At 39.7% G+C, this 22,904-nt stretch carries 22 protein-coding genes; 5 read left to right on the plus strand and 17 right to left on the minus strand.

Features of this window, described 5'->3' with window-relative positions; all coding sequences use genetic code 11:
• Positions 1-25 precede the first annotated feature (25 nt).
• Together LJY09_RS12945 and LJY09_RS12950 are read left to right on the plus strand one after the other, a co-directional pair.
• Positions 26-613: a beta-class carbonic anhydrase gene (locus LJY09_RS12945; protein WP_013057294.1), complete on the plus strand. Its 588-nt coding sequence runs from the start codon at positions 26-28 to the stop codon at positions 611-613.
• A 16-nt stretch (positions 614-629) separates the two neighbouring features.
• The gene (locus LJY09_RS12950) at positions 630-2,249 is read left to right on the plus strand and encodes a SulP family inorganic anion transporter (protein ID WP_098113051.1); all 1,620 of its coding nucleotides are present in this window, start codon (positions 630-632) and stop codon (positions 2,247-2,249) included.
• Between the two features lie 41 nt (positions 2,250-2,290).
• Here the strand turns inward: LJY09_RS12950 and LJY09_RS12955 are convergent, their stop codons facing one another.
• Positions 2,291-2,974, minus strand: coding sequence for a response regulator transcription factor (locus LJY09_RS12955; RefSeq protein WP_013057296.1), 684 nt, complete (start codon positions 2,972-2,974; stop codon positions 2,291-2,293).
• Complete coding sequence (locus tag LJY09_RS12960) at positions 2,952-4,442, minus strand: sensor histidine kinase (protein WP_014459843.1); 1,491 nt, start codon at positions 4,440-4,442, stop codon at positions 2,952-2,954. The genes LJY09_RS12955 and LJY09_RS12960 overlap by 23 nt, the downstream gene beginning before the upstream one ends.
• Positions 4,443-4,712: 270 nt before the next feature.
• Here LJY09_RS12960 and LJY09_RS12965 point away from each other — a divergent pair, with 270 nt between their 5' ends.
• Entirely contained in the window at positions 4,713-5,213 is a 501-nt protein-coding gene (locus LJY09_RS12965; RefSeq protein ID WP_228307221.1) for a GNAT family N-acetyltransferase, read from the plus strand.
• Between the two features lie 42 nt (positions 5,214-5,255).
• Here LJY09_RS12965 and LJY09_RS12970 read toward each other — a convergent pair whose 3' ends face one another.
• On the minus strand, positions 5,256-5,795 hold the full coding sequence (locus LJY09_RS12970; protein WP_228307222.1) for an SMI1/KNR4 family protein: 540 nt from the start codon (positions 5,793-5,795) through the stop codon (positions 5,256-5,258).
• 155 nt (positions 5,796-5,950) lie between these two features.
• Entirely contained in the window at positions 5,951-7,543 is a 1,593-nt protein-coding gene (locus tag LJY09_RS12975) for an APC family permease (protein ID WP_013057301.1), read from the minus strand.
• Positions 7,544-7,792: 249 nt separating this feature from the next.
• Here LJY09_RS12975 and LJY09_RS12980 point away from each other — a divergent pair, with 249 nt between their 5' ends.
• Both LJY09_RS12980 and spoIIP read left to right on the plus strand, forming a co-directional pair.
• Positions 7,793-9,361: an RQC-minor-2 family DNA-binding protein gene (locus tag LJY09_RS12980; RefSeq protein WP_228307223.1), complete on the plus strand. Its 1,569-nt coding sequence runs from the start codon at positions 7,793-7,795 to the stop codon at positions 9,359-9,361.
• A gap of 160 nt (positions 9,362-9,521) precedes the next feature.
• Positions 9,522-10,691, plus strand: a complete 1,170-nt coding sequence (gene spoIIP / locus LJY09_RS12985; protein ID WP_033579162.1) for a stage II sporulation protein P — start codon at positions 9,522-9,524, stop codon at positions 10,689-10,691.
• A 26-nt stretch (positions 10,692-10,717) separates the two neighbouring features.
• On the opposite strand, the gene cobO is transcribed toward spoIIP, so the two are convergent.
• The 13 genes from cobO to cobJ are packed head-to-tail and all read right to left on the minus strand — an operon-like array spanning position 10,718 to position 22,895.
• Positions 10,718-11,257: a cob(I)yrinic acid a,c-diamide adenosyltransferase gene (gene cobO / locus LJY09_RS12990; protein WP_266105032.1), complete on the minus strand. Its 540-nt coding sequence runs from the start codon at positions 11,255-11,257 to the stop codon at positions 10,718-10,720.
• Between the two features lie 31 nt (positions 11,258-11,288).
• A complete protein-coding gene (locus tag LJY09_RS12995) occupies positions 11,289-11,858 on the minus strand; it encodes a nitroreductase family protein (RefSeq protein ID WP_033579163.1) in 570 nt (189 codons plus the stop codon).
• Between the two features lie 20 nt (positions 11,859-11,878).
• A complete protein-coding gene (cobA, locus tag LJY09_RS13000; protein ID WP_224980196.1) occupies positions 11,879-12,649 on the minus strand; it encodes a uroporphyrinogen-III C-methyltransferase in 771 nt (256 codons plus the stop codon).
• Entirely contained in the window at positions 12,646-14,028 is a 1,383-nt protein-coding gene (locus LJY09_RS13005) for a cobyrinic acid a,c-diamide synthase CobB (RefSeq protein WP_033579165.1), read from the minus strand. Before LJY09_RS13005 ends, cobA begins: the two co-directional genes overlap by 4 nt.
• A gap of 13 nt (positions 14,029-14,041) precedes the next feature.
• Positions 14,042-15,166, minus strand: coding sequence for a cobalt-precorrin 5A hydrolase (locus LJY09_RS13010; protein WP_228307224.1), 1,125 nt, complete (start codon positions 15,164-15,166; stop codon positions 14,042-14,044).
• Complete coding sequence (gene cobM, locus LJY09_RS13015) at positions 15,163-15,939, minus strand: precorrin-4 C(11)-methyltransferase (RefSeq protein ID WP_033579167.1); 777 nt, start codon at positions 15,937-15,939, stop codon at positions 15,163-15,165. The genes LJY09_RS13010 and cobM overlap by 4 nt, the downstream gene beginning before the upstream one ends.
• Entirely contained in the window at positions 15,936-16,637 is a 702-nt protein-coding gene (cobI, locus tag LJY09_RS13020; RefSeq protein WP_033579168.1) for a precorrin-2 C(20)-methyltransferase, read from the minus strand. Before cobI ends, cobM begins: the two co-directional genes overlap by 4 nt.
• Before the next feature lie 2 nt (positions 16,638-16,639).
• Complete coding sequence (cbiE, locus tag LJY09_RS13025) at positions 16,640-17,836, minus strand: precorrin-6y C5,15-methyltransferase (decarboxylating) subunit CbiE (RefSeq protein ID WP_099331065.1); 1,197 nt, start codon at positions 17,834-17,836, stop codon at positions 16,640-16,642.
• Positions 17,826-18,929, minus strand: a complete 1,104-nt coding sequence (locus LJY09_RS13030; RefSeq protein WP_228307225.1) for a cobalt-precorrin-5B (C(1))-methyltransferase — start codon at positions 18,927-18,929, stop codon at positions 17,826-17,828. Before LJY09_RS13030 ends, cbiE begins: the two co-directional genes overlap by 11 nt.
• A gap of 3 nt (positions 18,930-18,932) precedes the next feature.
• Positions 18,933-19,580, minus strand: coding sequence for a precorrin-8X methylmutase (locus tag LJY09_RS13035; protein WP_013083415.1), 648 nt, complete (start codon positions 19,578-19,580; stop codon positions 18,933-18,935).
• A 5-nt stretch (positions 19,581-19,585) separates the two neighbouring features.
• A complete protein-coding gene (gene cobK / locus LJY09_RS13040) occupies positions 19,586-20,353 on the minus strand; it encodes a precorrin-6A reductase (RefSeq protein ID WP_033579172.1) in 768 nt (255 codons plus the stop codon).
• Positions 20,350-21,255, minus strand: a complete 906-nt coding sequence (locus tag LJY09_RS13045; protein ID WP_228307226.1) for a sirohydrochlorin chelatase — start codon at positions 21,253-21,255, stop codon at positions 20,350-20,352. The genes cobK and LJY09_RS13045 overlap by 4 nt, the downstream gene beginning before the upstream one ends.
• A 17-nt stretch (positions 21,256-21,272) precedes the next feature.
• Positions 21,273-22,895 carry a precorrin-3B C(17)-methyltransferase gene (gene cobJ, locus LJY09_RS13050; protein ID WP_228307227.1) on the minus strand — a complete coding sequence of 541 codons (1,623 nt, stop codon included), beginning with the start codon at positions 22,893-22,895 and terminating at the stop codon, positions 21,273-21,275.
• Positions 22,896-22,904: the final 9 nt, after the last annotated feature.

The raw sequence follows: 22,904 nt of genomic DNA on the forward strand, positions 1-22,904 counted from the left end.
AAATAAATAACGCAGGAGGAAAACAATGACTTGTCTATCTGAAGTTTTAAAGTTTAATGAAAAATTTGTAACCAATAATCAATTTGAGGCTTTTCAAACATCCAAATTTCCTAACAAAAAAATAGTCATTTTAACTTGTATGGATACACGTTTGTTAGAATTACTTCCTAAAGCTATGGGGCTAAAAAATGGAGATGCAAAAATAGTGAAAAATGCCGGAGCTGTTATCTCCCATCCCTTTGGTAGCGTCATGAGAAGTATCTTAGTTGCCGTCTACGCTTTGCAAGCTGATGAAGTATGTGTCATCGGTCATCATGAATGTGGAATGACGGGCATGAAAGCTGAAGCTATTTTAGCCTCTGCTGAACAAAGAGGGATTAGCACGGAACAGATTCGTAATCTAAAATATGCTGGTATTGATTTAGAATCATGGCTGACTGGGTTTGAATGTGTAGAGGATAGTGTCGAAAACAGTGTGGATATGATTCGAAATCACCCTTTATTACCAAAAGACGTGCTTGTTTCTGGAATGGTTATTCATCCTTCAACAGGAAAACTTGACGTCGTTGTAAACGGCTATTCCCAAGACCGAGCTGAAACCGTAAGCTCATGAAGGAGGGTTTTATCGAATGCTAAAAGATAACCGATTTCAAGGCTATTCAGCAGGGCATTTACAAAAAGACATTATCGCCGGTTTGGTTGTTGGGGTCGTTGCTATTCCTTTAGCAATGGCCTTTGCCATCGCTTCTGGTGTAAGACCTGAATACGGAATTTATACAACCATTATCGCAGGGATTATGGTTTCAATATTAGGCGGATCGAAATTTCAAATTGCAGGCCCAACAGGTGCATTTGTTCCGGTGCTGCTTGGAGTTGTCATGCAATATGGTTATGAGAACCTCATTATTGCCGGCTTTATGGCTGGAATTATGATTACGCTTCTCGGAATATTTAAACTAGGGAAACTTATAAAGTTTATTCCGCGCCCTGTGACGATTGGATTTACAGCAGGAATTGCGATTATTATTTTCTCAGGTCAGATCGCTAACTTTTTAGGCCTAAAGGGAATTGCAAAACATGAGGAATTTCATTTAAATATGATTGAAATCCTACGAAAAATTGCAACGATTAACATTTACAGCGTCATCATAGCCGCTATTTGTTTAGCTATCGTGATTATAACGCCAAAGTTTTTACCTAAAATTCCCGGTGCCCTTCTAGGTCTTCTTGTCTCCACACTTGTAGCCATTACACTGTTCCCAGGAAAAGTTGCAACGATTGGCTCTACTTACGGTGCCATTCCGAGTAAACTACCATCTTTTAGCTTCCCAGATTTAACATGGGATAACATCGTGATGCTATTTCCTGCTGCCTGCGTAATTGCGATGCTTGGAGGTATTGAATCTTTACTATCAGCTGTTGTTGCTGATAATATGGCCAAAACCAAGCATAATAGCAATAAAGAGCTTGTGGGTCAAGGAATTGCTAATATCGCTACCTCGCTATTTGGCGGAATTCCTGCAACTGGTGCCATTGCCAGAACAGCTACTAATATTAAAAACGGGGCGGCTTCTCCGTTATCAGGAGTTATACACGGCTTAGTTGTTTTATTGGTCCTTGTGATGCTGGCTCCTTATGCATCAAACATTCCGCTGGCAAGTATGGCACCTATTTTAATGTTTGTGGCTTGGAATATGAGTGAACGTAAAGAATTTGCACATATTTTAAAAACCAAGTCAGCTGATTCATTTGTACTTGTAGCTACGTTTTTATTAACAGTTTCAATCGATTTAACAACAGGTGTAGGCGTAGGTCTACTTTTAGCTATTGTTATGTTCGTGAAACGAATGAGCGGATCACTGAAGATTTCAAAGGTTTTAGCGGAAACATCTGAAAACGCTCACAAATCTGAGCTGATGGAATATACCATGCAAGGATCTCTTTTCTTTGGATCGGCTGAAGTACTGGAAGATTCTTTTGATAACATCGTCGAAGCGAAACCGAAAGTTTTATTGCTTCGAATGAGCCAAGTATCCTTTATTGATACATCTGGAGAAGCTTTACTATCAAAGGTGGTCGAACGGTTGAAAGATTCGCATAGCCAAGTCGTTATTTCTGGCTTACAGCACCAGCCGAAAGAAATGTTAAAGTCAACCGGTCTATACGATAAGATCGGTGAAAAAAATATATTTTCCTCCGAACCTCCCGTCAGTAAGATTAAAGCTCGTCATAGAATCGTTACTACGTAATAAAAAAGAGATCCGAACGATTAATCGTTCGGATCTCTTTTTTAAATATTAAACCGGTACCCCGCTCCCCAAACCGTTTCTAGGTACTGAGGATCTGCTGGGTTTTCTTCTAACTTTTCTCTTAGTTTTCGAATGTGAACTGTTACGGTTGAAATGTCTCCTGAAGAATCAAACCCCCAAATTTTTTCAAATAGATGTTCTTTACTTAATACTTGATTTGGATGAGAAACGATAAACTTCAGCAAATCGAATTCCTTCGCTGTAAAAAACACTTCTTTGTCATTCACAAATACTCTTCTAGCCAGCGTGTCAATCGCTAAGCCATGAATACGAATCATACGCTTTTCCTGCTTATCAGAGAGTCTTTCATATCTCGCTAAATGCGCTTTGACTCTTGCGACCAGCTCCCCAGGGCTGAATGGCTTGGTAATATAGTCATCTGCACCTAGCCCGAGCCCTCTAATTTTATCGATTTCTTCTTTTTTAGCTGAAACTAAAATGATTGGAATATCTTTTGCAGCTCGAATTTGCTTGCACACTTCAAATCCACTCACTTTAGGGAGCATAATATCCAAAATAACCAAATCAAAATGTTCATTTAACGCTTTTTCTAATCCCTTATCACCACTATATTGAACGTCTATTTCAAAATCGTTAATTTCTAAATAATCTCTTTGCAATTCAGCAATACTTACTTCATCTTCAATCAACAATATCTTCTTCATGTGTATCACCATTTTCATTCATTTTTTGCAAAGAAAAGAAAATACTTGTTCCTTCGCCAAGCTTACTTAGTGCCCAGATGTCTCCCCCGTGGCGTTCAACAATTTGTTTTGCAATGGCTAGTCCAAGTCCACTTCCTCCAGTATTGCTATTGCGGGACTGTTCTGCTCGATAAAACCGGTCAAAAATATGCGCTAATGCTTCCGGTGAAATACCAGAGCCGTTATCTTTCACTTCAATAATGAGTTCGCTTTCGGTAGCGGAAAGAACGATATCGATTCTTTTTCTTTCTTTATCCATAAATTTAATACTGTTGGTTGTTAAATTTATTAAAACTCTTCGCAGCTGCTCAGCATCTGCTTTTGCATACAGTGTGGTTAGAGAATTATCGGAAAATAAAACATCAATATCATGTTCGCTCATTTCAAACTGAAGCTCTTGCACATAACTTTTCATAAAAGCAGAAAGATTAAGTTTTTTAAATACAAATGGAATTTCGTGCAAATCCAATTTAGAAAATAAAAACAGCTCATCGATTAACGCATTCATGTCTTTTGCTTTCGTTGAAATCGTTAACAAATATTTAGAAAGCTTATCTGGCGTATTAGCTACGCCATCTTGAATTCCTTCTACATATCCTACAATGGAAGTAATAGGAGTTCGTAAATCGTGTGAAATACTTGAAAGTAGCTGCTTTCTGTTATCTTCATATTGAATTTGCAGTTCAACAGAAGATTTTAGTTTTTGCCTCATTTCTTCAAAAGCTTGCGTTAATTCGCCAATTTCATCTTTTGAATTAGCAGAGATCTCAAAGTGAAGATCACCTTGTTTTATTTTTTCAGCCGCTTCTTTTAATTCACGAATGGGTTTAATAATGCTTCTTGAAACAAGATAGTTTAAAAATCCAATAATCACAATCACTAAAATTAATAGTAGAAAGATTAAAAAAGGGAAAATTCGATTAATAATGCCTACATAAGGGCTGATTTTTCGCAAAACGTAAATGCTTCCTTTTTCTTGATTTGAGAAAGGAAAATCAAGGTTGATATATGTAAAGTACTGCTTGCCTATTCGCAGCATGTCCTGCTGATACGAATGATTTCCTTTACTTTTTTGATGCTTTGGCAAGTATTTACGAAGGTTTTCTCCTTTAATGGATTCTGAAGCATATACAACCTCTGTGTTTTTTTGAATCACAATATCAATATTTTCAAATTCATATTTTTTAACCGTCTCCGGCCGCAGCAGCTGTTCTGGTTTTTTTTCACTCAATAACTTTAAATCTAAGAATGCATTTTCTTCTTCTGGCGTTAACAATTTATACTCATAGGAGTGACTGTACAGTTTTCTTACAAAATCGGCGTCTCCAGTAATAGAGAAGAAAATGAGAAAGCCCGATAAAAAAAGCAAAATAATAAAGACAAACACAATACTGATATACGTTAAAACAAAACGCAGCTGAATTGACATGACTTACCCTATGCCCCTTTGGCTTTAACAAAACTATTTGATAGACTAGTAAAGGTGAATAACAAATAGATCGTTAGACATTATACATATAGCAAAAATTAAAACAACAAAACAAATGTATATTCTCACTTTACCGTGATAGAGTGAGAATGAACACCACCTTTTTTACCATTTTATGAATTACTGGAAAATTATGATCTATTTTTCATAATATTCTTAGGCTGAAAGTTATACTATCTGTCTTAATATTTTAAAAAAGGAGACTTTTTAATGAAGATTATCAAAGCTACTTCCTCTCACATCCCTTCTGTTGCCCGTTTATACGTAGACAGCTGGCGCATTACATACAAAGGGTTAGTACCTGATGCTTATTTAAACAGCTTGTCTTATAAACAAAGTGCAGAAAAATGGTCCTTTTTTCTTACCGATCCTTCTCATTTTATTTTGCTCGCTATCGATGAACGAGAAAAGATTGTCGGCTTTTCAGCAGGTAAGCCTCATTTGTCCGGTGCTGAAATATACGCGCTATACGTTTGCAAGGAAGTGCAAAACCAAGGAGTTGGTCGTCTTCTGTTTTCTCATTCAGTAAAAGAATTTACTGATCAGCACTATACGTCTATGATTATTTGGGCCATGAAGAAAAATAAGAAAGCCGTTCAGTTTTATAAAAAATTAGGCGGCAAAAAAAGCTTGAATCGCACAAGTCAATTTGGAGAAACTAAAGTTGAAGACGAAGCATACGGTTGGGAACGTCTTCCTTCTAATAAATAAACGAGCACACTAGTGTGCTCGTTTATTTATTAGAAGATAATATTATTGAGCCGTTGTCTTTTTATCCGTTGAATGAGCTTTATTACAAAGCCTATTCCAGTGCCAAAAACAATTCCCTTGACTCACTATAAAACAATCCAGCCATTTCTGAAAATTCATATGTAATACATGTGCATCTTGAAACGATGCGTTCCGCTTTTTTACTATTATATATGCAGGATGCGCTGATTTTTTAGAGTCAATGATAATCTCTTCTTCTCCGACAGACCCAATTGTCATATAAAGACTCTGACTTTTATAAGCTGTTTCTCTTACGTCTTCTAAGCTATAAAGATTCCCTGTTATTTTTTCGTCAGCATCAATGAACAAATTACACCCATTTGTTAGCTGCAAAAACTGCTTGTAGTCTTCAGGAAGTGATACATGCATTTCTTCTTCAAAAACATTCAGTTGGTTCTTGCTTACTCCATCAAAAAAAGTACAAGTGGTTCTGTATACTTCTCCTTCATTTTTACACACTTCTATAACATTATTGTTTTCCCACAGCCGCTTTCGAAGTGAATTTATTATTTTTTCAATCATACTCTTCCTCCAAGCGTTGGATTTAAAACGGTTACATTACATTAATTAAACAATAATGTGCTAATTCCTTCTTTCCTACTCAATTATACGATAAACTTTAGAAATTCATGTTTGCATAACATAGAAAAAAGCAGCGAATGTCGCTGCTTTACAGGTTATACAGGCGCTTTTTCTTCCTGTTCAGGATGGTGATCGTAATCAATAAGCGCTTTTGGAAGGCCCGTATATTTAGCCCAATAATAAATCCCAAGAGATACGACCGCTATGATAATTAAGTCTACAGGCGTATCGATTAAACCTTTCCCTCCGCCGAACGAACCGATATAAGAAATAAAGAGCATGATGATATAATAAGCAACTAGCCACCATGTTGATTTAATTTGCTGACGAAGACTTACTTCATTTTTAGGCACATATTTAGCAAAAATCAAATATATAACAAACATGACCAGTTGAGAAGTTAGTAGCCACGAAATAGTCTTCCATCCTGACCAGTACACAATAAAGGAAGCAAAAATAAAGGATAATGGACCAATTATACTCATTCCTCTTAATTTAAAAGGCTTTTCCAAATCTTTTGCGTTCACCATAAAGGCCGCTGATGAAATTGGTGCAATCGCGTAAGATAGAATAAGCGCAACAGAGCATACGTTTACGAGTGCATTCCACGAAGGAAATGGCAGTGTCCAAAAAATCGAAAGTCCTAATGAAAGCCATAAAGATGATCGTGGAATCCCTGTTTTTTTATCCACATGAGCAAACGTTTTAAATAACGTACCGTTACGGGACCAAGCATAGATAAGTCTAGATGTTGTATTCATAAAAATATTACCGTTACCACCCGGTGATAAAATAGCGTCTAAAATAACAAGTGTTGCTAGCCAGCCAAGGCCAAGAACAACAGCGATATCTTTAAACGGCAGTGAGAATTTATCTTGAATGCCGGACCAACCGCCTTTAATCATGTCAGATGGAATAGCTCCGATAAACAATACTTGTAGAGCAGTATAAATGAGAGCTGCTAGAATGATACAAATCACAAGAGCAATTGGAATATTGCGCTGAGGATTTTTCACCTCTCCAGCTACCGATACAATCGGATGAAGGCCTAAGTAAGCAAACATAACCCCGCCTGTAGCAATGGCGGCCTGGATACCATCAAATCCCCCGGGAGCAAACTCTCCCATCGTAAAGTTTCCTGACTTAAAATAAAATGCCAGCGTTACGATTACTGTAAGCGGTACAAAATATTTGAAAATAGAAATGATAATATTCGATTTCGCAAATGCTTTTACACTCCAGTAATTGAGTAAAAAGAATAAGCAAAGCAACACAAATTGTAGAATCCATCCAGATATCGTTGGTGAGTCAGATCCGGATTTTGTTAAACCTGGAAACCAGTAAGCCACATACTGTCTCACTGCTGTTACTTCGATAGCGATTAAACTAGTGTAAGCTACGATCGTAATAAACGAAATCATATAGCCTACAAGATGACCGTGTGAATAAACAGGATATCGAATAATTCCTCCTGTACGAGGCAAGGCAGCCCCTAGCTCAGCGTATACAAGGCCTATTAATAAAATAATAACTCCACCAATAACCCAAGAAAAACTTCCTGCAGGACCTGCTTGCGTAGCGACATTACTAACGGCAAACAGCCAAGCGGAGCCAAAAATAGCCCCTAATCCAATCAATGTTAAATCTAATAGGGATATCGTCTTTTTAAACGGACCTTTATTCTCCATAAGCTTCCTCCTTTGGATGAATCATCACTTTTGTTGGTTTTTTTGACAACATTCATATATATTCGATAATATGTGTCAAAATTTTTATTACTATACCCATTCAAAATTACTTTGAATCCCTTTTCTTTATTTCTGAAGGTTAATTAACAGAAGATTTTTAAAAATCATTCTTGCGTTCAAGACACATTAAAACTTTTTCTTCTTTTCTTTAATGGGTAAAATACTCAATAAATGAAAGGAGTTAGATAAATGACTTTACCAGAGAATTTGCCAGTTGATTTTACAGCTTACAACCACTTAACATTCCTTCCGCTCGGACGTAAGAATAAATCGATTCGGTCCGTAGGAAGTAAACATACTAAAGGGTTGCTTGGACGTTTAGACGACTACTTTGAGCGAGCAATGAATGAGTTACCTCAAGAAGATATCATCCTTTTTCAAACATTCTTATATGGAAATCATAGGGGCGGTTTTCCCGTCGCAATTGATAAAAATGAAGACGTTTATCCTTACTTTTGGAAACCAACTTCATTTCTATGGAAAGAATATAATAAGAATCGCGGCATTCCTATTCATCATGATGAGTTTTATTCTCAAGATTTTACGGTTTTGACTAAAAATGAGTTGGAAAATTATCTCGGAAGCATTATGAAAGATTACATGTTTTGCGCTAGAATACATGATTCTTCAAAAGAAGAATGGATTCAACATATTAATAAGTGTTTTTTCAAACACCCCCTCATTTCTCTTTATCACCGAAATGCAGATGTGATTGAAGCAATTGAACAATCAAAAAAATCACCTTTGCTTTTTATTATGAAAAACCCTGAGCAAATTGCTTTTTGGCGCAATCGGATTGAAATCATTATGAGACCTTTTCGCTCTCTTTCTTCCACCGCCTTTGAGAGAGGATTTGCAGATACGGAAGATACGGTATTAACTGTTCACGGAGAAAACGAGATCATTCGCTTAACTTCAGAAAACAGAGGTCTCGCTGTAACATATGATGTCACAAATGATGCTATTTCACTCGGCGATGAGTATAATGTAGTGCTAGCAGCCAAACGATTAGCTACAACTCAGCGGCAGTTCGAAGAGATTATAGATGAAAATGAAGAAGTGATTCAAAAACTGCTTGTCTTTTTTAAGTGGAAAAGTCTTTTAAAGCATCATGAAGTGCACATCGAAGAAATCCAAGACAAATTGTGCAGCCTAACCACTTATCAACTTAATGAAGAACAAGTTTTACGGGAAAATGATCCTTTTCTTTCCTTCATTCAAAACGTATTACAAGTAAAAACACCGAATGCCAATCTCAAAATTGGTTCCATCCAATGGTTTTCACAGTGGGATTTTTCAGATGTCACCCTGCTGCAGGAAACAAACAAATTTATATGTTATATGGGTCCAAACGAAATAGAAACGAAGCTGACAGAAATAAGCGCTAAGATAGAAAATGAACTTCATAAGCAGCGTCAGAACCTGCTTTTGACTCCGCTAAAAATCGGTCAAATAACTTTCGATTCAAACCAAATGTTACAGTTATTAACGCTTATAGATACCTTAAAAAACACGGAAACTCAGCAGAGTTACGTACAAATTTTAGAAGGCGTTTCTACTAACAGCATTCGTCAAAAAGAGCTCGATAAAATACCCGCATTTGGATTATTAAATTCCGTAAAGCGCAAGCGCATTGTTACGTATTTACAAGAATTACAAAACTATCAGCTGCTTAAAAAAGAGAAAAAAGGATTCAGCCTCACTCCAAAAGGAGAAGCCATCGGACGTCTATTTGAAGAAGAATCACGGAGAATATGAGATTGTATCTCACGTGATTCTTCTTTTTTGATTTTGAAGACTACTTTCTCTATTAAATGCTTATCATAATTAGAAAATTCCATTCATATAATTATTACTAGATTAGCAAAGTCCTTCATACCTATTAGCCTGACGCTGACATAGAGAGGAGATTTCGCCATTGAAATCTAGTAATCGCGCCAATTTTGTAGTGTTAACATATAAGATGGTTCTTGTTATTTTATCCGTTGTTTTAATGACATCATCTATCATTGTTCTAGTAAGTTACTCAGCATTTAAAGAACAGTTCAATTCTTCTATTGTCTATCAAACGTTATCAAAGCATAAAGCAGAAAGTCTTTATTATTTAATGAGCCAAGAAAACCATCATTTTTCAACGGCTTTTGATAAAAACTACTCACCTCCCGGTCTTTCTTCTACACTGCTCGAGTTATCAACAAGTATTCGAGCAGAAGACGCGAGAAGCTTGTTTGGTTCCGAACTTCCTGGATTCAGTATTTACGACTCCAATATCATTATCGCCGGTGAAGGCACAAATTTCACAAACTTCCCTAGAGAATCTGCACCGCCGCTAGATGAAACGCTAAAAGAAAGAAATTCTACTACAAAAGTTCAGCAGCCTAAAGAAAACAATGGTACGAACGCTCCAAATAATAATACAACTGGCGGAAAAAAGGTATTTTATATTTATCATACGCACAGCTGGGAATCTTACTTGCCTCTGTTAGGACTTGAAGGTGATCCAGATGCTAATAAAGCAGTGGATAGCAAAACAAATATTAATATTGTTGCAAATATGCTAGGAAAAGATTTAGAGGCTCAGGGAATTGGGGCAGAAGTTGATCAAACCAATATTGGACAGAAATTAAAAGAAAAAGGTTGGAACACCAATCAATCGTACGCCATGTCTCGCACAGTCATTGAAACGGCGATGACTGAAAATAGAGATTTAACTTACTTTATCGATTTGCACCGAGATTCGCTTCGAAAAGATAATACAACCATTAAGATTAACAATAAATCGTATGCAAAAGTTGTGTTTGTTTTAGGGAAAGCGAATCAAAACTTTGAACAAAACTTAAAAATGGCAAAAGCGCTTCATGAAGGACTTGAAAAGAAATATCCCGGATTAAGCCGCGGAGTTATTGGCAAAAACAAATCCAGCGGTAACGGTGTATATAATCAAGATGTTTCCAAAAATGCGATTTTAATCGAAGTGGGTGGAGTTGACAATAACTTTGATGAACTAACCAACACAACAAAAGCACTGTCTGATGTCATTAGCCAATTTTACTGGCAAGCTGAAAAAGTAGATGCCCCTGCTCCATAAAAAAAGCCCTCTTCACTGAGGGCTTTTTAAAATTCAATTCCTTTTACAGCCGGAATTCCTTCATCGTAATAATGTTTATGAGGCTTCATTTCCGTCACAAGATCTGCTGCTTCCATCACTTCTTTTTTGGCAGAACGTCCGGTAATGACCAAATGCATATGCTCAGGGCGCTTTTGAATAAGGTCAATTACTTCGTGTAGCGGTAGCACATCATCAATAGGAAATTTATCGATAGCCAGTGCATTATTTAACTCGTCTAAAATAACCACATCATATTCGTTTGAGAAGACTTTTTCCTTCGTGAGCGCCCAGGCTTTTTGCAAAGCTTCACGATGTTCAGGCGGTGTTTTTGTCCACGTAAAGCCGACTCCTGTTTGAATCATTTCAATTCCTATTCTGTCAAACATCAGCTTTTCGCCATATGTACGCTGAGGAGATTTAATAAATTGAATCATTAATACTTTTTGTCCGCGTCCCGTAGCGCGCAACGCAAGACCTAAAGCAGCGGTTGTTTTCCCTTTTCCGTCTCCGGTATAAATTAACGTAAGACCCCGTTTGTCTTTCAATCTAAAAACCTCTTTTTCTTCGAATTTCAGTTTACAGCCATGTTGTTTTTTCTGTAAACGATGTTCTAGCAGGCTCTTTCATTTTTGTAAGAGACTCTTCATTTGGATAGCCTAAAAATACGTTTCCTACCACGACTTTACCTGCAGGCTTTCCGATAAACTCATACAGTCGCTCGTCTCGAACAAGACCAACTCCTCTTGTTCTCCAAACGAATCCAAGCCCTAATTCTTTAGCTGCTAGCCACATGGAATGAATCGCGCACGAAACCGCATATTTGTTATCTTCCGTGGCTTCTTCGTCTCCTTCAACTGTATCAGCTGTTACAACAATATGTACAGGTGTATTTTTTACTGCTTTTAACGAACTTTCTACTAAATGAGGCTTTGTCGGAAAGCGCTCCTTTAGATACGCTTCAGCCAGTTCTTCATACTTCTTTTTTGCTTCTCCTTGAATCACATAAAAGCTCCAGGGCTCTCTCATTCTGTCATTTGGAGCCCACGTCGCTGCTTCAAGCAGCTGTTCGATTTTCTCTTGTTCGACTTCACGCGGTTCATGATCTCGTACCGCTCTTCGTTCTTTTAGCTGTGAAATAATCGTCATATTGTCTCCTCCTTTTAACGTTAAAGCAGAATATTTTCCGCTCTTTCTTCGAACCATTTTATTTTTTCTCTAATTGTCACTACTTCACCTACAAGCACGATGGCAGGATGAGCAATTTCTGCTTTTTTTGCTATTTCTTCGATTGTGGCAAGCGTTCCCGTTACGGTGCGCTGATATTTTGTCGTTCCCCACTGAACAAGCGCCACTGGCGTATGTTTATCTCGTCCGTGGTCCATCAACTGTTTGCATATATGAGGTAAATTTCCAACGCCCATATAAAACGCAATTGTATCTATTCCTTGAGCGAGCGCTGACCAATTTAAATAATCTTTTCCTTTTTCTTCTCTTCCATGACCCGTTACAATCGCAAAAGAAGTGGCATGATCTCTGTGGGTAACCGGAATTCCTGCATAGGCTGGAGCTGCAATTCCTGACGTGATACCAGGCACGACTTCGTAAGGAATTCCTTGAGTAGCAAGTACTTCAGCTTCCTCTGCTCCGCGGCCAAACACAAAAGGATCGCCTCCTTTTAAGCGCGTCACTACTTTTCCTTGAAGTGTTTTTTCAACAAGCAGTTCGTGAATACGATCTTGGATGACTCCGTGCTTGCCCGGTAATTTCCCGCAAAAAATAAGCTCCGCGTCTTTTTTAGCATAGTTTAATAACTGTTCATTAGCTAAGCGATCGTATAAAATGACATCCGCCTCTTGAATACACTCCATTCCATATACGGTTATTAGCTTCGGATCTCCTGGTCCGGCTCCTACTAAATATACTTTTCCAACTGTCACACTGCATCTCTTCTTTCTTTTTTTACCGCTTTACACTGTTCCACCCAGTTTTCTACCATCTTCGTAGAAGAGCCGAAATGAAAGTGCGTATAGCCGGCAATTAAATTATTGTTCATATAGCCTTCTTCTTTCATTCCTCGCATCCCTTTTGTATCATAGGCAGGCGAAAACTCTTTCTCTGAATGAAAGGTTGAATAATGAAATTCATGGCCTTTAGCTTGTATATCGCCTTTAAATAAAAAATTCCCTGGCTTTCCCGTCACTTCTCGGTACCCTAAAGCAGCCAATTTTGTCTGCATTCTTACTTGTCCGGGAATAAGCCCCACCATTTCATGGCATGTATCATCTGTTGTGACAATAGCATCTGTTAAAAACATAAAGCCTCCGCACTCAGCAAGTGTAGGAATCCCTTTTTCGATGGCTGCTCGAACAGAATTTTTAACGTCAATTTGCTGAGCCAGCGTTTCAGCAAATTCTTCTGGAAATCCGCCTCCTATGTAAAGGCCATCAGCATCTTGTGGAACCGTCTCTCCTTTTAAAGGCGAAAATTCTACAAGCTCTGCTCCGTAAGCTTTTAACAATTCGAAATTTTCTTCATAATAAAAGTTAAAAGCGGCATCTCTTGCCACAGCAATTTTCACTTGAGGTACGGACGGCTTTGTAAAGATAGGATCATTAATTTCTATTTTAGGAGCTAAAGCCAGTTCATATACTTTTTCAATATCAATTGTATCATGAACAAGTTGCCCTAACTGTTCAAAAAATGGTGTTAATTCTCCTCGTTCAATCGACGGGATCAGCCCGAGGTGACGTTCAGGAATCGTAAGATCATCGTTTCTTTTCAAGTAGCCTACTACAGGGATATGACATTCCTGCTCAATCGCTGCCTTAACAAGTTTATAATGCCCTTCACTTCCAACTCGGTTAGCAATTACACCGACAATGTTCGCTTCCGGTAAAAATTGCTGAAACCCTTTTACAATTGCCGCTGCACTTCTAGCCATACTAGCACAATTGACAACTAAAAGGACGGGACTATTGGTGATTAAGCTGATTTCTGCTGTTGTCCCTTCGTTCGTTAACGGATTTTTCCCATCAAAAAATCCCATAACTCCTTCCATGATGGAAATATCAGCGTCTTCACTAGCTCGAGCTACAATTTCCCTAACCATATCGTGTTCAAGCATCCAGCTGTCTATATTACGAGACGCTCGTTCTGTAACAGCCGTATGATACGTTGGATCAATATAATCGGGTCCGCATTTAAACCCTTGAACTCTATAACCAGCTTGTTTTAATGCCGCCATCAGCCCAATTGTAAGTGTTGTTTTCCCTACGCCACTTCCGGTACCGGCAATGACGAGTCTTCTGTTTGACATGTTGTTCTCTCCTTTAGTCATATGGAATAAGCGCCACTGAAATGGTGACATTCCCTGACTTTTTCTTCACAAGTTCAAGCGTATCAGCATCGCTGTATAACATAGCAGCAGGTTCACTAACGCCATATGCACCTGTATATTTAAAGACAGTATCTGAAGGCTGTTGGATACTTATGCTGTTTAGCTCTTGGGGCGAATAATAGACAAACTCCCAGCCGTACTTAGACGCCACTTCTAGCAGCCCTTCTTCATCTTTCTTTAACTCTATTGTACATAATGCTTTTACACTTTTCATTGAAAACTGAAGTTCAGCAAGCGTTTTTTCAATAACGGTTTCAATTTCCGCTGCGCTTGTTCCTCTGTTGCACCCCATCCCAATCGCCAGTACTTTTGGACGGTAAAGAACACCGTTTTCTAAGATCGCTTCTTCTTCTTTTTTTAAATTGCGATGCGTTACGACCAAGGCTGCATGTGGCGATGCTTCGAGAGCTGTCTGAATCGATGAGTACGTTTTAATGTTAGCTGGAACAGGGTGTTCATAGTGCCACCAGCCCTTTTCACCTGATTCTTGAACCACCGCTATTGCTTCTTCGTTTACTACAGAAGCGCTGACAGGGGTTAGCTTTTCTGCTGATTCCCACACCCATCCAAAGCGCTTACCAAATAAATCAACGGGAATCGTTTTTTGAACATCAGATGCTGTTGTAATAACAGGATGGGCCTCAAGAGCTGCCGCAACTTCACGCGTAAGCTCATTTGCTCCTCCGATATGACCTGAAAGCACGCTGATCACATTTTCGCCTTTATCATCAATCACAACAACCGCAGGATCCGTTTTCTTATCTTTTAAAATAGGGGCAATCATACGTACAACTGCTCCCAGTGAAATAATAATAATAAGTCCTTTATACGATTCAAAAAGAGAAGGCAAGAGCATCCGCACGCTTCCTGAAAACAGCTGAATGTTCTGTTCTCTTTCGTCTCCTTTTTCAAACTTGCTCATGTAATACACATCGGACTGCTGAAAAGTGCGGCCTAGATTTCTTGCAATTTCTACGCCATGCTTCGTGATGGCCACGACAGCATAATCCCCGCGCTGTGTAATGAGAGCTTTTTTTCCTTCTTGGAGTTGAATCATTCCGACTTCACTCCTCTTCGAAAGCCATGGGTAAATGTTTTATCATAAAGTTTTGATCGATAATCTTTGTCATGAATGTGGGGGTCAAGGGCCCAGCCTGCCAAAATCATCGCCTGCTTACGAATGCCGTTTGTTCGCATAGCATCATCCAGGTCTTTTACCGTCGTGCGAACAATTTTTTCATCTGGCCACGTTGCTTTATAGACTACTACAACCGGCGTGTCCTCACTCCAACCGGCGCTTATAAATTCTTTCATTACTTTTTTTGTGAGCGTCGCACTTAAAAATAAAGCAATGGTACATTTATGTTTTGCTAAATCAGTTAATTTTTCAAACTCAGGTACAGGCGTTCTTCCTTCAGCACGAGTTAAAATAACCGTTTGAGTCAAATCTGGAATGGTTAATTCTGCTTCAGCCGCTGCTGCTGCAGCAAATACGGAGCTGACTCCCGGAACAATTTCAATATCAACGCCTTCTCTTTTTAAAAGCACCATTTGTTCCATAATGGCTCCGTACATAGCCGGATCTCCGGTATGAACTCTTACAACCATTTTTCCTTCACGCATGCGATCAAGCATCGTACTGACCATTTCTTCTAAATGCATACCAGCTGTTTTTAACACTTCAGCTCCTGGTTTAGACTTAGCAACTAGCTCTTCACTTACTAGTGAGTCAGCGTATAAAACAACATCTGCCTGCTGAAGTAATTTTAAGCCTTTTACGGTAATTAAATCTGGATCTCCGGGTCCAGCTCCGATTATGTATAACTTCATTTTCGCACCACCATTAGCGTTAAGTATTGTAAATCGGCTCCTTCTAGTTCTGAAGCTTTCCAAATAATTTCTTCATCTGACGTTACTTTTGTTACCACCGATGCTTTTTCAAGCAGATCAAGCTCTTTTAAAAGACCGACCATAAAATCGATGACTTTAGCCACTTTAATAAAAATAACGCAGTCGTTTTCCACCAATACTTTTTTCATTGTTTCATAATCTTCACGAGCAGGAACAATGGCCACATGTTCATCACCGTCTGCTAATGGAATGCCTAAGCGAGACGCAGCCCCGTTAATAGATGAAATACCAGGAATTACTTGAATAGGAGCTTGAGGATGACGTTCTTGCATCAGGCGCATCATGTGAATAAACGTGCTATAAAGCATAGGATCTCCCTCTGTCACAAATGCTACATCTTTTCCCTCCTGGAGCTTTTCCCATACTCGTTCCACTGTTTCGGTCCATTTTTTCTCTAAAATAGCAGGATCTTTTGTCATTGGAAACACAAGGCCCAGCATGTCTTTTTCATTTGCACTGAAATAGACATCAATAATTTTTTGGGCGTAGCTTTTGCTTCCTTTTTGCTTTTTTGGGTACGCAATAACGGGTGATTCTTTTAATTTACGAAATGCTTTTACTGTAATCAATTCTGGATCTCCTGGTCCAACTCCAAGTCCGTACAATGTTCCAATCATGTTCATTCTCCTCTTTTGGCTGTAATAATATAAATGGGGTTTAAAGCGTCAAATCGTGTTAAGTGTAAAATTGGCTTGCTTCTTGAAACTTGTGCAAGGGTAACAGCAGTCTCAAATCCTCGCTCTTTAAAAGCTTTCATCGCTTCTGCCAAATTTTCAATCGTTACGGCATTTAATACGATGCGCCCTCCTGAATTTAATCGGCTGCAGCACACGTCTAAAATGGTTTCCATGCCTCCTGCTGTCCCTCCAATAAACACCGCATCAGGATCAGCAAACTCACCTAACCCTTCCGGTGCTTTTCCGTGCACAGTATGGGCATCTACTCGAAATTTCGCTAGATTTCCCCTGCAGTTTTCCAAGTCTGCTTCGTTTTTTTCCACAGCAAAAATTTGTCCTTCACGCGCAATTTTAGCTGCTTCAATCGCGACTGAACCCGTACATGTTCCGATATCCCACACCACGCTGTCTCTCTTTAGCTGCAGGGCGCTAATACTAAGTGTACGAACTTCTTTTTTAGTAATAAGTCCCTTGTCCGGCTTGCGTTGAATAAATTCATCGTCCTCTATTCCAAGAGGCCAGACTGGGCTTTTTTCTACCTGCTTTAATATCACGACATTAAGCGGAGAAAAGAGTTGATTCGCCGCCTCTTCCAGCGAAAGCAGCTGACAGCGCTCGGCCTCTCCACCTAGATTCTCTGCCACAAACATCTTGTATTCTGTCATGCCGAATGATAACAAGTAGTTTGCCAGAGCACTAGGAGAATTTTGCTCATCGGTTAAAATCGCCACTTTTTTATAACCGTCAATGCGCTGAGCCAGCCCTTTTATACTTCTGCCGTGCACGCTTGTAAAATAAGCGTCTTGCCATCGCTCTTTTAGACGTGAGAATGCAAGCTGAATAGAACTTAAATAAGGATATATTTCAACGTCTAGCTTCGCAGAAAGATAGCTTCCAATTCCGTAAAATAACGGATCGCCTGAGGCTAACACAACCGCATTTCCTTCTTCGTTTTTTAAACGTTCAACAAGGGAAGAAAGACCTCCTTCAATGGCTACTTTTTCTCCTTCGAAATCTTGAAAAAAGTCAAGGTGACGCTTTCCTCCAATTAGCACATTGCTTTCATACACCCACTGTTCATACATAGGAAGTAGACTTAACTTCCCGTCGTCACCAATTCCAATAATTTTAATTGCCATGTTGCACCGCCTGTCCTAAAAAATCTCCTTTTAATGTGTAAAGAGACGTATCGACATCGATTCCGTCCCCTACTTCCTTTAATGCTGATAAACAGCAGTACTCGCACAGTTTTTCGAAAAACTGATGATGACCGCTTTGCGTCATTAAATCTCCCACTTGAGAAGCTGTGTTTGCGCCTTTTATTTCCTCTACCAGTTCAGCAGAAGCGCCTGACTCAGAAGCTGCTTTTGCTAAAAAATTAAAATCAATAGGTGCACTTTTTGAATGAACCATCATAACGCCTTGGGCGACTTTTGAAAACTTTCCCATCATGCCTACGAGCGACACTTTTTTCATTCCTTGCTTTTTACATTGTTTTAACGTAAATCCAACAAAATCTCCCATTTCGATAAATGCTTCTTCCGGAAGTTCTGGGAACTGTTTCATTCCATATTTTTCGCTTCGTCCCCCTGTCGTAATGACAATGTGCTCACAATTACTCGCTTTAGCAACGCTAATGGCCTGCACGATACTTGCTTTATAAGCAGCTGTTGAGAACGGAACAACAATTCCCCGCGTCCCCAGTATCGAAATGCCTCCTAAAATACCTAGACGCGCATTTAATGTCTTTTTCGCCATTTCTTCTCCTTCAGGAACCGAGATGACAATCTTAACGCCTTTTTGTATGTTATATTGGGCTAGAAGCTGTTCAGCCGTTTCTTTCAGCATCTTTCTTGGCACAGGGTTAATGGCTGCTTCACCGACAGGAACTGGGAGACCGGGCTTTGTCACACGCCCTACTCCCACTCCTCCATCAATGATAATGTCTGCACCATTACACCACGAAACTTCAGAAATAATCAGCGCTCCGTGCGTGGCATCGGGATCATCTCCAGCATCTTTAATGATGCTGGCTACAGCGCTGCTTGTGCGATACTCGCATTCTTCAAGATGAAACGTAGCAAAGCGACCAACAGGTAAGTAAATCGTTGACTCCTCTTGCACTTCTCCTGAAATTAGCGTAAGCAGAGCTGCTCTCGTAGCTGCCGTTGCACAAGCGCCCGTCGTATAGCCTTCTCTGAGTTTCTTAGGTTCTTTTGGTACTTCCTTCATGCGTTACACCTGATCTGCAAGAATTGAAATTGCATTTAATGCAGCAACCGTTACCGTACTGCCGCCTTTTCGCCCGATGTTTGTAATAAACGGCACGTCAAGTTTGGCAAGTTCTTCTTTCGATTCAGCCGCTGAAACAAACCCTACCGGCAGACCAATAACAAGCCCAGGCTTCGCTTCTCCTTCTTTAATCAAACGAATTAACTCAAGTAACGCTGTCGGTGCGTTCCCAATTGCAAAAATCCCGCCGTCTGCTTCTTTAATTGCTTTTCGCATAGAAATAATTGCACGCGTTGTATTTAAGCGCTTTGCTTCTTCCATTACGTCCGGATCTGAAATATAAACTTTGATTTCACCGCCGTGTTTTTCAATTCGCTGCTTGTTTGTTCCTACTTGCACCATTTGTACATCTGCAACCACTTGCTTGCCGCTGCGAATGGCTTTAATTCCTGCTTGAATCGCATCTGGATGAAACAGCATACTGCGTCCAAGCTCAAAGTCTGCAGACGCGTGAATTACCCGCTGAACAATTGGGTACTGTTCATCTGTAAACGGATGAGGTCCAAGCTCTTCTGTAATCATTTCAAAACTTTTTCCTTCAATTTGCTGAGGCTGAACAGTTAACGGTTTAAATTCTGTACGAAAATCCATCTCAATCAACTCCTAGTTTGGTTTACTAAAGCATGAACCACTTCTTCAAACGTGGAATACACGGTCCCATACTCAATTTTCGGTCGCCCAATCATAATGATATCTAATCCTAACTCTTTAGCTGCTTCCACTTTTTCATCCACAGATCCAACTTTTCCGCTTTCTTTTGTGACCATGACCGTCACTCCGTATTGCTTATAAAGCGCTTGATCAAACTCTTTTGTAAACGGACCTTGAATAGCAATAATATTTTTTTGCGGCAATCCTAACTGCTGACACTTTTCCATATTATCCAGCCTTGGAAGCATACGAGCAACAAGCCGTACATCTGAAAGAGGAAGGAGCTTTTCTGTAAAAACCTGCAGCGTCTTGCTGCCTGTTGTCAGCATAATAACTCCTTTTTTCTCAGCTGCTACTTCAGCTGCTTCTTCATACGTAGAAACCATCGTCATATTGTCGTAGGTAAAAGCCTGCGAAGCCCGCTCATAGCGTATGTAAGGAATCGATGTTTCAGCAGCCGCACCGATGGCGTTTTTAGATGCTTCTTCGGCAAAGGGGTGACTTGCATCCACAATAGCTTTTACACCATGTTCGTTTATAAAAGTCATCATATCTTCTTGTGTGAGACGTCCAATTTTCACTTTCACTTCTGCTCGCTGTAATTCGATTGCTGCATTGTCGGTTACAACCGTCGCCGTAACGTCGTAACCTTCTTTTTTCACTTGAACAGCTAATGCACGTGCATCGCTAGTTCCCGCTAACAATAAAATCATTTTAACTCGCCGACCTTATCTTCATGGTGGTGATGGTCATGGTGGTGATCGTGGTGATGGTGCCCGTGATCATGATCGTGATGATGATGGTGATCAATATGCTCCATAATGCCGAGGCGATATTGACATGTATCGCAGTTCATTTTCACTTCGCCTTCTAATCCTTCTTCAGCACGTTCTTTTAAAATTGTCTGCAGTTTTGGATGAAAACCGAAATAGCCGGCTAGCTTAAACTCAATGTTTTCATGCTGCATTTTATACTGCTTCACCATTTCTTCCAAACGCTTAATTAGTACTCCTGTAAATAAGAAATACGGGAGAATAACCACTTTTTTAGCGCCCAGTTTTAAACATCGTTCCACTCCTTCATCAATCAATGGAGCGGTCACGCCCATAAAAGAAGTTTCGACGATTTTGTAGTTTGTTTTTTCCCAAAGAAGGCGCGTAATTTTATATAAATCACTGTTTGCATCAGGATCGCTTCCTCCTCGTCCTAAGACAATAACAGCCGTGTCTTCAGCTGGAGTTTCTAAATTTTCTCCTGATTCTTGTAATCTCGTTTTTAAAATTTCAAGGGCTTCTTCATGAACGCCAATGGGACGTCCGTACACGAAGTTTACGTGTGGATATTTTTCCTTAGCTTCATCTATAGCCGCCGGAATATGTATTTTTGAGTGGCCAGCTGGCAAGAGCATAATTGGAACTACAACTACATCTGTCGCTCCTTTTGCCACACATGTATCAATGCCTTGACTTACATTCGGACGTTCAAACTCTAGAAAACACGTTTCTATTAAAATAGATGGGTCCCAATCATGCTTCATAGTCGAGATAAACTCGCGAATTTGATCGTTCCCTTCAGGATCTCTACTTCCATGACCGACAAATAAAACTGATTTCATATAATGCCCTCCCATTTTTAATCTCCACACGGAGCTGGTTCTACTTTTATTTTTGGTGTTATATCTTGATAGTCGAATCCATAAACATTCTTCACACGCTTAAAGAATTTATGAAACCGCTCATTTGGATGACCTTTTTCTTTATATTCATGGACAATGTTCTCCACTATTTCAACAATGTCATCGGGCGCTATGCCTTCCGCCACAATTTGACCTGAATGGGCGTTTCGTCCAACCGTTTTAGCCCCTAAAAATAAGTCAAACGCACCTTTTCTGTAGACAATGCCGATATCTTCTTGAACAGCACCGTAACAGGCCATACCGCATCCATTAATACCAAGCTTCAGCTCTTTTGGCATGTCCATTCCACCGAGACGCTTTTGTAATTGTTCCGTATGCGGGATGGCGTCACTTTTTTCTCCATCACAAAAATCACACGCTTTAATTGTAAACACGTCTCCGACTGGAGATAGTAAAAAGGAAGCTGATTGGAGCTTTTTAATAATCACATCTGGCTGAGCCGTTGGAATTTGCAGTTTGATTTGATGGTCAGGCGTATACTCCATCGTACCTTTTTCACCAACAACTTCTGCTAGTATTGTCATTTGAACGGGCGTAAACTTCTTATTTGCAAGCCCTGGACTAACTGCCACTTCAAAAATAGACTCAATTGGCTGGTGTACGACCGGTGAAGTAGTTTCACCTAAAATTGCTTGAAGCGCTTCTTCTGCCAGAGCTCGTGAAGCTGCTTTTTCTTCTTTTGTATTCTGAACATCTTCAATAGCTGAAGCCGTTTGCTTTACAGTCTCCTCTTGATCAAGAGCCCATGGTTCTGCTTCTTTTCGAAGTCGCTGATGCGGTCTTAGCGGCTGCTCTGTTTGGTTGAGGGTATATTTCCGCTGATACCCGCGCGGTGTAATCATTAAGTCATCGTAAAAGAACGTAGATGAATTTCCGACAACAACGGTAGTCAGCATGCCTATTTCATGATTTAACATGTCTTTTAAATTGGTCATTACCACTTCTTCACGGTCACGATAAGCGCTTTTCACAAGACCAACAGGCGTATCGGGGGAACGGTATTTTAATAAAATCCTTTGCGCTTCCACAATTTGTCTTGTGCGTCTTCCGCTTTTCGGATTATAAAAAGCTACTACAAAATCTGCTTGTGCAGCTGCTTCGATTCGTTTTTCGATTAACTCCCAAGGCGTAAGGTGGTCACTTAAACTAATCGTACAGGCATCATGCATCACGGGCGCCCCAAGGAGGGATGCGCATGAATTAATAGCCGAAATGCCAGGAATCACTTCCAGCTCTACGCCCGTTTCTTTTTTCCATCCTTTTTCAATCAACACTTCATACACAAGGCCGGCCATTCCGTATACTCCTGCATCTCCGCTTGAAATGACCGCCACGGTTTTTCCCGCTTCAGCTTGCTTTACGGCTTCTTGTGCACGGCTTACTTCTTCGGTCATTCCTGTACTAATAATTTGCTGATTCGTTAATAGTCCTTGAATTAATTCCACATAGGTTTTATAACCAATGATCATATCACTTTCTTGAATGGCTTCTCTTGCTCGCTGTGTAATATGTTCAAAGCTTCCTGGGCCGAATCCAATAACTAACAGTTTACCTTTCATGCTAGCTCC

It is taken from the genome of Priestia sp. J2 (assembly GCF_020790095.1).
GTDB lineage: Bacteria > Bacillota > Bacilli > Bacillales > Bacillaceae_H > Priestia > Priestia zanthoxyli.